The sequence below is a fragment of the Burkholderia sp. AU17457 genome, assembly GCF_002223255.1.
GTDB classification, from domain to species: domain Bacteria; phylum Pseudomonadota; class Gammaproteobacteria; order Burkholderiales; family Burkholderiaceae; genus Burkholderia; species Burkholderia sola.
The window spans coordinates 988,940-1,002,004 of the sequence record NZ_NKFB01000004.1 but is presented as its reverse complement, the minus strand read 5'-3'; the positions used below and the strand labels follow the sequence as shown (position 1 = coordinate 1,002,004).

Below are 13,065 nucleotides of genomic sequence, written 5' to 3'. Positions count from 1 at the left end.
TTTGCCGGTCTTCTAAAGTGAAAAACGCGGGTTCACGATCACCTTTAAACACATAGCTAACCCAGCCTGGGTGCCCGCAAGCCTGGAGACAGAACATGACGAAGCGTACCGGTGTCCTTTTTGCCCTTGTCGGCGCATTTTGCGCTGTGTCGATTGCCCAGGCCGGCGGCGATTCGGCCGTCAAGCCGAAGCAGGAAATCCAGCTGACGAAGAATGCATGGGGCTGCCTGTCGAAAGACAATCTGGACTCCGTATTGAGTCACGAACGTGACGGCAAGTCGCAGGCGAAGCAGCAGTACTTCGACGACTTCCGCTGTCTGTCGGTGCCGGAAGGCCAGCGCTTCCGCGTGGTGGCGGTCGACCAGGGCGACGTGCAATTCGTCAGCGCCGACAATAGCGACCAGCAAGGTCTCTGGACCGATTCGCGCTTCGTCAAGCAGTAACCGCCCATTCGCCGCGCCGTCGTACGACGCGCGAGCGCGCCGGTCCGACGAGCGGGCGGCGCGAACCGAACACGGCCCGGCGCATGCCGGGCCGTTGTGCTGTGAACGGCGCATGACGCACGCCGGGCGGCGCGCATTCGGTATCATCACGGCCCGACCGAACCGAATGCCCGCCCGGGCCGTATCCGCATGGCGCTGAAATCCACGATCTACAAAGCCGAACTGCAAATCGCCGACATGGATCGGCATTACTACGCCGATCACGCGCTGACGGTGGCGCGCCATCCGTCGGAAACCGACGACCGGATGATGGTGCGCATCGTCGCGTTCGCGCTGTTCGCGCACGAGCGGCTCGAATTCTGCAAGGGGCTGTCGGACGTCGACGAGCCCGACCTGTGGCAGAAGGACCTGACCGGCGCGATCGACGTGTGGATCGAGGCCGGCCAGCCGGACGAACGGCGCATCTCGAAGGCGGCCGGCCGAGCCGGGCAGGTCACGGTGATCGCGTACGGCGGCAAGACGTCGGATATCTGGTGGCAGGGCGTGCGCAGCAAGGTCGAACGGCTGCGCAACGTGCAGGTGCTGTCGCTCGCCGACGGCGTCGCGGCCGCGCTCGGGCGGCTCGCGGAGCGCACGATGCGCTTGCAGTGCACGGTGCAGGACGGCGCCGCGTGGATCTCGAGCGCCGATCACGATCCGGTCGCGGTCGAATGGACGGTGCTGAAGGCGCGCGAGGGCGCGTAAGGGCCCGGAAGGGCCCGCGCGCCGGCCGTGGTCAGCCGAGCGCGGCCGGCGGCCCCTTGAATTCGACCATGTTCCCTTCGGGATCGAACAGGTAGATCGACGGCCCGTAGCCGCCGGCGCCGTAGCGTTCGGCCGGCGCGCCCGGCCGCGCGCCATGCGCGGCGAAATGGGCGATCAGTGCGTCGGGATCGAACGGCTCGACGCGCAGGCACAGGTGATCGAGATTGCGCCCGGTGCCGGGCGGGCCGCTGTCGGGACGGTCGATCGGGCCGCCGACCATCAGCAGGTCGATCAGCGCGTCGCCGGCGCGCAGTTGCACGAGGCCCAGGTCGGGCTGTTCCTTCTCCACATGACAACCGACGGCATCGCAGTAAAAGCGCGTCATCGCCGCCATGTCGGTCACGCGCAGCACGATGTGATCGATTCCGCGGATGGTGGGTTTCATGAGCGGGGGACTCCTTCGCAGTCGACGAGCATCGAGTGTAGACGCATCGCGACGCATCGCGCCTGCACTGCCGGCCGGCGCGCGGCACAATCGACGGACGAAAAAAAGCCCGTTCACGCAGTGCGGAACGGGCTTAATCCATATCAGGAGGAGACATGGAGGAGACAGTTCCAACTATACACACGGCGATGGTGCGACGCAATATTCCGATTGCAAAAAAACGTCAGGACGGCGATTTGTCGCATCCGCACTGCAGCAAAACGGTGACGGGACGATGACGAAAACCGCGCTGGAGCGGCCGCCGCGCGCGTTTCTTCGGCGCTATTTCGATCGATGCGACCCCGATTTTCCGACACGAATCACAGAGCAAGATTCAGGGCGCGACGGCATATGCCGATGGCTAGAGTAGGCACCATCTACACTAGAGCGTGCGAGGTTCAGATGAAAACCGCCTATCCGACCGACGATGCCCGCTGGGGCGCCGTGACCAAGCGCGATCCGCATGCGGATGGCGCGTTCTTCTATGCCGTCAGCACGACCGGCGTGTTCTGCCGCCCGACCTGTGCGTCGCGGCAGCCGCGCCGCGAGAACGTGTCCTTTTTCGCCGATCCGGCGGCCGCGCGCGCGGCCGGCTTCCGGCCCTGCAAGCGTTGCCAGCCGGAAGGGCTGCCGCGCGAGCTGGAGATCGTCAATCGTGCGTGCGCGGTGCTCGACGCGCAGGCCGAGCGGCTCACGCTGCAGCAGTTGAGCGACGCCGTGCACGTGAGCCCGTTTCATCTGCAGCGGCTCTTCAAGCGCGTGGTCGGCGTGTCGCCGCGGCAGTACCAGGCCGCGCAGCGCGGTGCCGCGTTGCGGCAGGCGCTGCAAAGCGGGCAGCCGGTCACGCAGGCGGCCGTCGACGCGGGGTTCAACTCGCCGTCGCGGCTCTATGCATCGGTGCCGCGCGAGCTGGGGATGGCGCCGTCCGCGTTCCGCCGTCAGGGCGCCGGCCTGCGGATCGACTATGCGACCGCGTCGACGTCGCTCGGCACGGTGCTCGTCGCCGCTACCGAACAGGGCATCTGCCGGATCGCGTTCGGCGACGACGCGGCGTCGCTGGTCAATGAGCTGAAGGACACGTTCGCGCGGGCCGAACTGGTCGAATCGTCTGCGCGGCTTGCGCCGTTCGTCACGCAGATCCGCGCGTACCTCGACGGCACGCGGCATGCGTTCGACCTGCCGCTCGACATCGCGCCGACCGCGTTCCAGCAGCGTGTATGGGAAGCGCTGACGCATATCCCGTACGGCGAAACGCGCAGCTATTCGGAGATCGCCGAGGCGCTCGGCTCGCCGCGCGCGGTGCGGGCGGTCGCGTCCGCGTGTGCGTCGAATCCGGTCGCGCTCGCGATCCCGTGCCACCGCGTCGTGCAGAAGGGCGGCGCGCTCGCCGGCTATCGCTGGGGCGTGCGCCGCAAGGCGACGCTGCTCGCGGCCGAGGCGCGTCATGTTCACAACGATGAAGCCGAGACGGAGGGCAGTGCGGTTTGAGCATCGAGAAAACAACGATTACGTCCCTCGCGAACGGCGGCCCTGTGCCGCCGTCCGCGCAGATGGAACTGCGCTACAAGGCGCCGTACGACTGGGCGCGCGTGCTGCGCTTCTTCAGCGGGCGCGCGATTCCGGGCGTCGAGCAGGTTGCCGACGGCGTGTATCGCCGCATCGTCGATCTGCACGGCGAGGCAGGCCGCCTCACCGTCAAGAAACATCCGCGCAAGCACTGCCTGATCGCGACCGTCGAAGGGGCGGTCGCGCGTCACGTCGACGATGCGTTCGCCGCGCGCGTCGCGACGATGTTCGACCTCGGCGCCGATCCGGCTGCGATCGGCGGCGGCCTCGCGCGCGATCCGTGGTTCGCGCCGCTCGTCGAGGCCGCGCCGGGGCTGCGCGTGCCGGGCGCGTGGTCGGGGTTCGAGCTGGCCGTGCGCGCGATCGTCGGCCAGCAGGTGAGCGTGAAGGCCGCGACGACGATCGTCGGCCGGCTCGTCGAACGGGCCGGCGAGCGCGTCATTCCGGAAGACGACGGCGCGCCCGCGTGGCGTTTCCCGACGCCCGACGCGCTGGCCGCGTGCGACCTCGACAAGATCGGGATGCCCGGCAAACGTGTGGCGGCGCTGACCGGCGTGGCGCGCGCGGTGGCGGCCGGCGACGTGCCGGTCGATCGCGCGCATGCCGATCTCGCGACGCTGCGCAGCGCGTGGCTCGATCTGCCCGGCATCGGCCCGTGGACCGTCGAATACATCGCGATGCGCGCCTGGCGCGACCCGGACGCCTGGCCGGCATCCGATCTCGTGCTGATGCAGTCGATCGCCGCGCGCGACCCGGCGCTCGACCGGCTCGCCACCCAGAAACGCCGCACCGAAGGCTGGCGGCCGTGGCGCGCGTATGCGGCGCTGCATCTGTGGAACGAAGTGGCCGACCGGGCGGGAGGCGCGCGCGGCGGGTAAGCGTGCGCGGCCCGCGGCCGGGTGCGCCCACGAGAAGGTCGTGCCGCGACCCGTCGCGCAAGCGGTGCCGGCCTGCGGCAAGCGTTGGCGTGACGCGGCCCGTCACGGCGCTTCGACGTCTCCGGCGCCGGCCGGACGTCGGGCGCGCGATGTCGGCGCACGCGTCGTTTCGCGATCCGTTCGGCCGCCCGTTGCATCTGCCGCCACCCGTTCGCCGTTCACGTTTCATCCGACGAATTCCGCCGACCTGCGGGCCGCTCGGCCTCGTCCGGAATCGGTGAGGCGGCCCGCGGCTACCGCGCCCGGCCCCGCCCGATCGCCCGCTCAGGCCCGCGCGCCGTGCCCGCGGCCACCTCAAGCGCGGCTTTCGGCGAGATGTTAAAGTGCCCGCTACCAACGAAGCGACCAACAATCCAGCCGGCCGCGCGCGGCATTCTGCGCGCGGCCGTCACGCACTTGCGTCTCCATGTCGAACACCATGACTCACCGCCAGTCCGAACTGCTGCTGAATCGCCTCGACGCGCTGAGCTCGGGCCCGACGCGGCAGCATCTGCCCGACGGCCTGCGCGGCATCGAAAAGGAAAGCCTGCGCGTGACGCGCGACGGGATGATCGCGTTCACGCCGCATCCGCGCGCGCTCGGCTCGGCGCTCACGCATCCGGCGCTGACGACCGACTATTCCGAAGCGCTGATCGAACTGATCACGCCCGCGGAGCGCGACGCCGCGCTCACGCTCGAGCGCCTCGACGATCTGCATCGCTACGTGTATGCATCGCTCGGCGACGAGATCCTGTGGAACGACTCGATGCCGGGCCTGCTGCCGGCCGACGACGAGATCCCGATCGCCAACTACGGCACGTCGAACATCGGCCGCCTGAAGACGGTGTACCGGCGCGGCCTCGCGTACCGCTACGGCCGCACGATGCAGTGCATCGCCGGCATCCACTACAACTACTCGCTGCACGAGGAAGTGTGGCGGCGCCTGCACGCGGACGAAGAGTCGACGGCAACGCTCGTCGATTACCAGTCGGAACGCTATCTCGCGCAGATCCGCAACTTCCGCCGCCGCAGCTGGCTGCTGATGTACCTGTTCGGCGCGTCGCCGGTGCTCGACACGAAGTTCCTGCGCGGCAAGCCGCACAAGCTCGACGCGTTCGACGCCGATACGCTGTACCGGCCGTATGCGACCAGCCTGCGGATGAGCGATCTCGGCTACTCGAACACGACGGCCCAGGCCGCGCTGCACGTCGACTACAACACGCTGCCCGGTTATCTCGACGCGCTGTCGAAGGCCGTGAGCGAGCCGTATCCGGCGTACGAGGCGATCGGCACGCATCGCGACGGCGAGTGGATCCAGATCAACACGAACGTGCTGCAGATCGAGAACGAGTTCTACTCGACGATCCGGCCGAAGCGCGTCACGTATTCGGGCGAGCGGCCGCTGCATGCGCTCGCGTCGCGCGGCGTGCAGTACATCGAGGTGCGCTGCCTCGACATCGATCCGTTCGAGCCGACCGGCATCGCGCTGGAGACCGCGCGCTTCATCGACGCGTTCCTGCTCGCGTGCGCGCTCGACGAAAGCGCGCCGCTCGACTGCGATGCATACAAGGAAGCGAACGCGAACTTCGGCAACGTGACGCTGGACGGCCGCAAGCCGGGGCTCACGCTGACGCGCGACGGCCAGCCCGTCACGCTGCAGCAGTGGGCCGACGAGCTGATGGCCGATATCGAGATCGTCGGTCGCCGGCTCGACGAAATCCGCGGCGGCGACGAACATGCGCGCGCGATTGCCGCGCAGCGCGAGAAGCTCGCCGATCCGGAGCGCACGCCGTCCGCGCGCGTGCTGCGCACGATGCGCGAGAACGGTCAGTCGTTCCTCGCGTTCGCGCTCGCGCAGAGCGAAGCGCATGCCGCGCATTTTCGCGCGCGCCCGCCGTCGGCCGAGACGCTGCGGACCGAGCAGGCGCTCGCCGCGAAGTCGCTCGCCGAGCAGGCCGAGCTCGAAGCGAAGGAGGCCGGATCGTTCGACGCCTTCGTCGCCGCCTATCGCGCCTATACGCTGAACCGCTTCAGCGTGTGACGATCGCGCATGCGGCCGGCGCCGGGTGCGCCGCGCCGCTGCCGCGTGATCCATCCGGTTCCGTCGGTGATCCGGTCAGTGATGCGCATACGTGCCGCGATCGACGGCGTGCGGCAGCGCCGGCTTGCCCGATGCCGTGTCGGCCCGGCCGTCGCTGCCGTAACCGGTGGCGTCATCCCCACCGCGCGCCTGCGCGGCACGCTGCATGACCGCCTGCATGTTCCGCGGAAAGTCGGGACTGCTTGCGAGGCTCGACCGGTAGCCGGCGGCCTGCAGTGCCACGAGTTCCTGACGGACCTGCGCGCGCGTGAGCGTCGACGCGGCTTGCGCGTGAGCGGCGAGCGCCGCGCCCATCAGTACGCACGCGCATGCCGCGTGTTTCATCGTCTTCATCGTGTTGGCTCCGTGCGTTCCCGGTGGGCGCCATCGGCGGCGTGGGCGGAAACGATGCAGCCAGTCTAGGCTTCGGACGCCAAACGAAACATCCACGTGGCTGGCAGTCACCTTTTCCAGTCGCGCAACATTGCGCGCACCGGTGAGCCGTCACGACGGGTTGCCTGTCGAACGCGACAGCGGCGCGCCATCTGCCGGCCATCGTGCGGCGGCCGGTTCGCATCGGCTCGCCCGCATCGGGCTTCTCCCCCTTGTACAAGCGCGTTGCGCCTCCTAACCTCTTTTAAGCGACCGATCGGTTGGCCGCGCAGCGTCGTTGCGTACGCAAGCGCCCGAGCGTGGTCGTGACCGCAGGACATCGTTTTGTACCGAATCCGGCGCATCGACACGCGAACCCGGGTCGGCCGCACAAGGCATGGGACCCGAGTAGGCGCTGAAGCGCCAACTCGGGTCGACATCTGGAGACACGATGAACCCCACCGACGCCCTCCCGCCCGGCATCGTCTTCGCACAACCGTTGACGCCCGTCGCGCACTCGCTGCTCCTGTCGTTCCTCGTCGCCGCGATCCCGATCGCGGTCGCGCTGGTCGCGCTCGGCGTGCTGCGCCGCCCCGCGTGGCAGGCGTCGCTCGCCGGGCTCGTCGCGGGCCTCGCGGTCGCGATCGGCGGGTGGGGGATGCCGGCCGGGCTCGCGTTCAACGCGGTCGGCGCCGGCATGGCGCTCGCGGTCGTGCCGGTGATGTGGATCGTCTTCAACGCGCTGCTGCTGTACAACATCGCGGTGAAGTCGGGCCGCTTCGACCAGTTCCGGCAGTGGATGCTCGACAACCTGCCCGACGACCGCCGCCTCGTGCTGCTCGTCGTCGCGTTCTCGTTCGGCTGTCTGCTCGAAGGGATCTCCGGATTCGGCACGCCCGTCGCGATCACGAGCGCGCTGCTGATCGCGCTCGGCTTCCCCGCGCTCGAAGCGCTCACCTATACGCTGCTGTTCAACACGGCGCCGGTCGCGTTCGGCGCGCTCGGCGTGCCGATCACCGTGCTCGGCGCGGTCACGTCGCTGCCGCCCGCGACGCTCGCGCAGATGGTCGGCCGCCAGTTGCCGTTCTTCGCGCTGCTGCTGCCGTTCTACGTGGTCGGCGCGTATGGCGGACTGCGCTCGATCGCGAAGCTGTGGCCGGCGCTGCTCGTGTCCGGCGGCAGCTTCGCGATCGCGCAGTTCGTCACGTCGAACTTCCTCGGCTACCAGCTCACCGACGTGCTGTCGTCGCTCTCGTCGCTGATCGTGACGATCGGCTTCCTGCAGGTGTGGAAGCCGCAGCCCGATCCGCAATACGCGCTCGCGCGCAGCGTGCCGGCCGCGGCCGGCGCCGCGCGCGCGGGCTTCGGAGGCTGGCTGCCGTGGCTCGTCGTGTCGGTGGTCGTGATCGTGTGGGTGCACGCGAACATCGCGGCGATCGGCGACGTGAAGATCAAGTGGCCGGGCCTGCACAATGCCGTGTACGTGTCGCTGTACCACAAGCCGTATGCGGCGATCTGGGATTTCCAGCCGCTCGGCACGGGCACCGCGATCCTGCTGTCGGCGATCATCACGGCCGCGCTGACGCGCACCGGGCCCGGCGCGTTTGTCGAATGCGTGGTGAAGACGTGGCGGCAGACGTGGATCGCGATCGTCACCGTGATGATGATCGTCGGCCTCGCGTACCTGCTGAACTACTCGGGCATCAGCTACACGCTCGGCACCGGCGTCGCGTCGACGGGCGCGCTGTTCCCGCTGGTGTCCGCGTCGCTCGGCTGGATCGCCGTGTTCCTGTCGGGCAGCGACACGTCGGGCAACGCGCTGTTCGGCAACCTGCAGGTCGTCGCCGCGCGGCAGCTCGGCCTCGATCCGGTGCTGATGGCCGCGACGAACTCGTCGGGCGGCGTGATGGGCAAGATGATCTCGCCGCAGAACATCGCGACGGGCGTGTCGACGACGGACCTGAAAGGGCAGGAAGGCGTCGTGTTCGCACGCACCTTCTGGCACAGCGTGATCCTCACGCTGCTGCTCGGCGTGCTGGTGTTCCTGCAGCAGCACGTGCTGACCTGGATGATTCCGGCGCTGCCGAAGTGACGCACGGCGCCACGACAGAAGGAAGGCACGAGGAAAACGACGGAAGGCGCGGGAAAAGCGCCAGTCAAGTGCGGAACCGGCGAACGTGCGGCAGTCAGCGTGCGTTCACGCGTCGCGCCGGTTGTCCTTGATCCGCCACGTCGGCCGCTTCGCCCCTGCCCGGCAGGATGCACGCGAGGAACGCGTCGATCGCAGGCTTTGGCGGCGCGCTTTCAGGTAGTACACGTATTCGTCGATCGTCGTGTCGACGCCGCGCAGCGCGATCACGCGCAAGTCCGGATGGCGTTCGGCCTCGCCGAGCGGAAAGAGGCTCCCGCCCACCCCGTGCAGGATCGCCTCGCGAATCGCTTCGCGGCTGCCGATCTCCGCGACCGACGCGGCCGCGACGCCGGCCGCTGCGAGGATCGTCTCCGTGCAGCGGCGCGTGACCGACCCTGCCTCGCGAATCAGAAGCCGCACGTCGGCGAGCCGCGCCGCGTCGATCGAATCGAACCGCGCGAGCGGATGATGGCGGTGCACGACGAGCACGAGCGGATCGGTCGAGATCACCTTGCGTTCGAGGCCGTCGGCATCGTTGCGCTGCGACGAGACCGCGAGATCGATGCGGAAATCCTGCAGCGCCTGCAGGATTTCGTCGGAGTTGCCGATCCGGCACGTGAGCGCGATCGACGGGTGCGCGCTCGAGAAGCGGCCGACCGCGTCCATGATGTAGTACGGGCCCGTCGCGCCGATCCGCAGATGGCCTTCGAACAGGCCGCCGACGTTGCGCAGCATGATGTCGGCCTGCGCCTCGAGCGCGATCATCTTCTCGACGAGCGGCAGCAGCTCGATACCCGTCTGCGTCACTTCGAGCTTGCGGCCGCTGCGGTAGAACAGCTCGACGCCGTACACCTGCTCGACCTGCCGGATCTGCGCGGCGATCGTCGGCTGGCTCACGCCCAGGTGGCGCGCGGCGCGCGTGATGCTGCCCTGCCGGACGGTCGCGTGGAACGCCTTCAGCTGATCGAACACGACTCGGCTTCTCTCCCCTCTTCATCGCGCGTCAGCGTAGCGCGGGCGTGTGTCGGCCGGATGAAAGGCGCGTCGGGGGCGACTTCGAAAAAAAGCTGGGGGTGACCGCAAGAAACCTGCGGGAACCGGTCACGGCAGGGACATGCCGGTGCGGGGTAATAACGGCGACGCCAGATCGCCGGCCCGCTCGCCCGGCGCCCCCACTCCCACCGACCACAGGGTGCTCTTCATGTCCTCGAACAATCGACGCGATTTCCTGCGCCTCGCCGCGCAGTCGGCCGGCGCGATGGCCGCCTACGCGGGCTTCCCGCCCGCGATCCGCAATGCGCTGGCGATGCCGGCCGCCTATCGCACCGGCACGATCCGCGACGTCGAGCACGTCGTGATCTTCATGCAGGAAAACCGTTCGTTCGACCATTACTTCGGCGGGCTGCGCGGCGTGCGCGGCTTCGACGACCCGCGCCCGCACCTGCTGCCGAACGGCGCGCCGGTGTGGCAGCAGCCGCCGGCGTCGGTGTTCACGAAGAACTACCATTCGCGCGGGCTCGATCCATCGGCGCCATACGTGCTGCCGTTCTATCTCGATCCGAAGCAGACGACCGAATTCCAGCCGGGCACCAACCACGGCTGGAGCAGCGGCCACCTGTCCTGGAACAACGGCCAGTGGGACCAGTGGGTGAACCAGAAGCAGGACGTGCTGACGATGGGCTACCTGAAGCGCCAGGATCTCACGTACCACTACGCGCTTGCCGACGCATTCACGATCTGCGATTCGTACTTCTGCTCCGCGCACGCCGACACGGCGCCGAACCGCATCTACCTGTGGACCGGCACGGTCGACTCGCGCAACGTCTACGGCAGCGCGCCGAACGGCCCGGGCATCGGCGAGCGCAACGACGTGAACGGCTACACGTGGACGACCTACGCGGAACGCCTCGAGAACGCGAGGATCAGCTGGAAGGTGTACCAGGGCGGCACCGGCATCCCGGGCGACCCGACCGACAACTACACCGACAACTCGCTGATGTTCTTCAAAAGCTTCCAGGTGAAGGAAGGCGCGAGCGGCCCGCTGGTCGACAAGGGCGCGTCGGACCACACGCTCGCCGAGCTGAAGGCCGACGTGCAGGCCAACCGGCTGCCGCAGGTGTCGTGGATCGTGTCGCCGTACAAGTACAGCGAGCACCCGCAGGCGTCGCCGACCGACGGCGCGTTCTACATCAACATGGTGCTCGAGGCGCTGACGTCGAACCCCGAAGTGTGGGCGAAGACCGTGTTCATCCTGAACTACGACGAGAACGACGGGCTGTTCGACCACGTCGTGCCGCCGGTGCCGCCGGTCACGAGCGGCGTGGGCGGGCAGGGCATCGTGTCGTCGAACTTGCTGTCGAATCTCGGCGACGAGCTGCTCGACCTGAACAAGTACCCGGGCGAGATGAGCCCGCTCGTGCCGGGCGCCGACCCGGGCGGCATCCAGCCGATCGGCCTCGGGCCGCGCGTGCCGCTGATCATCATTTCCCCGTGGACGAAGGGCGGCTGGGTCTGCTCGGAGACGTTCGACCATACGTCGGTGCTGCGTTTCCTCGAAGCGCGGTTCGGCGTGAAGGAGCCGAACATCAGCGCGTGGCGCCGGTCGATCTGCGGCGACCTCACGTCGGCATTCGACTTCTCCGCGCGGCCGGATACGCGCGCGGTGAGCTTCACGGTGCCGCAACACATCGCCACCGCCGGTCAGGCGTACCAGGTGCCCGCGCAGCAGTCGATGCCGACGCAGGAGCCCGGCACGCGCCCGGCGCGCGCGCTGCCGTACGAGCTGTTCGTGCACAGCCGCGTGGGCGCGCATGACGACACCGTGTCGCTCGACTTCGCGAACACCGGCGACGCCGGCGCCGCGTTCTACGTGTACGACCGCCGCAACCCGGCGACGCCGCCGCGCCGCTACGCGGTGTCCGCGCGCGACCGTTTCGTCGATACATGGAGCACGTCGGCCGCGCGCGGCGACTACCATCTGGCCGCCTACGGCCCGAACGGCTATCTGTGCGAATTCCAGGGCAACACGCGGCTCGCCGCGGATGGCCGCCACGCGAACCCCGAAGCGAAGATCGGCTACGACGTGCGCAATCGCCACGTGTATCTGCAACTGCGCAACAGCGGGCGCGCGACGTGCCGCGTGACGGTCGACAACGCGTACAGCCATGCGCATGCGCGCACCTACACGCTGGAGCCGGGCGAGCGCGTCGAGGCGCACTTCGAGCTGTCGTCGAGCCACGGCTGGTACGACCTGACGATCACCGCGACGACGCTGCGCGGCGGCGGCGACAAGGTCGTGCGCCGCTTCGCGGGCCACGTCGAGACGGGCCGGCCGAGTCACAGCGATCCGGGGCCGGTGAAGCACACGGCCTGACGGCGGTGCAGGCGGCGCGCGACGTGGGAGGCGTCGCCCGCACCGCGCGACCGCCGCGTGCCGGTGGCGCTGCGATTGCGGAGCGGTACGCCGGATTGGCTTTTGGAAACTGAAAACTGTTGACGATTTGGCGGGGCGAGGGGTAGACAACGATCATTCGCCGATATGGCGCCCGCGTTTTGACCTTTACCCCGCTGCCAGCCCGCCCATGACTGCCCCGAACGCCCTCAGCGCCATCGAACTCCTGCAAAGCCAGTCGCTCGCGATGATCGTCCAGGACATGCTCGAGCGCGCAATCGTGTCCGGCGAATACGCACCGGGCGAAAAGCTCAACGAAGTCGATATCGCGACCAAGCTGAACGTGTCGCGCGGCCCGGTGCGCGAGGCGTTTCGCGCGCTCGAACAGGCCGGCCTGCTGCGCAACGAGAAGAACCGTGGCGTGACCGTGCGCGTCGTGCCGCTACGCGAGGCCGAAGAGATCTACGAAGTGCGCGTGATGCTCGACGAGTCGGTCGCGCGCGCGCTCGCGAAGCGCATCTCGCCCGATACGCTGAAAGTGCTGAAGGGCATCATCCAGTCGATGAAGGATGCGGCGAAGACGCACGACGTCACGCGCTATACCGAGCTGAATGTGCAGTTCCACGACGCGATGGTGGTCGGTGTCGGCAATACGCATCTCACCGATACCTACCGGCGGCTCGTGCGCCAGCTCGGCTTGCTGCGCCAGGCGGCGATCGAGGCCGAGGAGGATGCGATCGCGGTGTCGGCGGCCGAGCACGACAAGATCGTGCAGGCGCTCGCGGCCGGCGACGAGGACAAGGCTGTCGCGCTCGTGCGCGAGCACGTCGCGCATGGTCTCGCGCGGATGCGCCGCATGCATGAGCAGGGGCTGCCGGTGACGAGCAAGGCGGCGCGGGAGAAGGCGGGGGCGTAAGGGGATACGGTGCGTGTCGGC

Annotated in this window: 10 protein-coding genes and 1 pseudogene; 8 read left to right on the top strand and 3 right to left on the bottom strand. The window is 68.5% G+C overall.

Going from position 1 to position 13,065, the window contains the following annotated elements:
• Window positions 1-95 precede the first annotated feature (95 nt).
• Together sap1 and CFB49_RS17080 are read left to right on the top strand one after the other, a co-directional pair.
• A complete protein-coding gene (gene sap1, locus CFB49_RS17085; protein WP_069618259.1) occupies window positions 96-443 on the top strand; it encodes a surface attachment protein Sap1 in 348 nt (115 codons plus the stop codon).
• A 189-nt stretch (window positions 444-632) separates the two neighbouring features.
• Complete coding sequence (locus CFB49_RS17080; protein WP_069618258.1) at window positions 633-1,187, top strand: YaeQ family protein; 555 nt, start codon at window positions 633-635, stop codon at window positions 1,185-1,187.
• A 31-nt stretch (window positions 1,188-1,218) separates the two neighbouring features.
• On the opposite strand, the gene CFB49_RS17075 is transcribed toward CFB49_RS17080, so the two are convergent.
• Window positions 1,219-1,632: a VOC family protein gene (locus CFB49_RS17075; protein WP_069618257.1), complete on the bottom strand. Its 414-nt coding sequence runs from the start codon at window positions 1,630-1,632 to the stop codon at window positions 1,219-1,221.
• 441 nt (window positions 1,633-2,073) lie between these two features.
• Between CFB49_RS17075 and ada the strand changes: the two genes are divergently transcribed.
• The 3 genes from ada (at window position 2,074) to gshA (ending at window position 6,195) form a co-directional block, all read left to right on the top strand.
• The gene (gene ada / locus CFB49_RS17065) at window positions 2,074-3,159 is read left to right on the top strand and encodes a bifunctional DNA-binding transcriptional regulator/O6-methylguanine-DNA methyltransferase Ada (protein WP_089435795.1); all 1,086 of its coding nucleotides are present in this window, start codon (window positions 2,074-2,076) and stop codon (window positions 3,157-3,159) included.
• Window positions 3,156-4,115, top strand: coding sequence for a DNA-3-methyladenine glycosylase family protein (locus CFB49_RS17060; RefSeq protein ID WP_069618255.1), 960 nt, complete (start codon window positions 3,156-3,158; stop codon window positions 4,113-4,115). Before ada ends, CFB49_RS17060 begins: the two co-directional genes overlap by 4 nt.
• A 466-nt stretch (window positions 4,116-4,581) precedes the next feature.
• Window positions 4,582-6,195, top strand: coding sequence for a glutamate--cysteine ligase (gene gshA, locus CFB49_RS17055; protein ID WP_069618254.1), 1,614 nt, complete (start codon window positions 4,582-4,584; stop codon window positions 6,193-6,195).
• 75 nt (window positions 6,196-6,270) lie between these two features.
• On the opposite strand, the gene CFB49_RS17050 is transcribed toward gshA, so the two are convergent.
• Window positions 6,271-6,588 (bottom strand): DUF4148 domain-containing protein, encoded by a 318-nt coding sequence (locus CFB49_RS17050; protein ID WP_089491807.1) that lies wholly within the window; start codon window positions 6,586-6,588, stop codon window positions 6,271-6,273.
• A 469-nt stretch (window positions 6,589-7,057) separates the two neighbouring features.
• On the opposite strand from CFB49_RS17050, the gene CFB49_RS17045 reads away from it, so the two are divergent.
• Entirely contained in the window at window positions 7,058-8,698 is a 1,641-nt protein-coding gene (locus CFB49_RS17045) for an L-lactate permease (RefSeq protein WP_069618252.1), read from the top strand.
• Between the two features lie 94 nt (window positions 8,699-8,792).
• Here the strand turns inward: CFB49_RS17045 and CFB49_RS17040 are convergent.
• Window positions 8,793-9,709 (bottom strand): annotated as a pseudogene (locus CFB49_RS17040) (LysR family transcriptional regulator).
• Window positions 9,710-9,938: 229 nt separating this feature from the next.
• On the opposite strand from CFB49_RS17040, the gene CFB49_RS17035 reads away from it, so the two are divergent.
• Together CFB49_RS17035 and CFB49_RS17030 are read left to right on the top strand one after the other, a co-directional pair.
• A complete protein-coding gene (locus tag CFB49_RS17035) occupies window positions 9,939-12,110 on the top strand; it encodes a phosphocholine-specific phospholipase C (protein WP_089491806.1) in 2,172 nt (723 codons plus the stop codon).
• A gap of 208 nt (window positions 12,111-12,318) precedes the next feature.
• Entirely contained in the window at window positions 12,319-13,044 is a 726-nt protein-coding gene (locus tag CFB49_RS17030; protein WP_089491805.1) for a phosphonate utilization associated transcriptional regulator, read from the top strand.
• Window positions 13,045-13,065 lie beyond the last annotated feature (21 nt).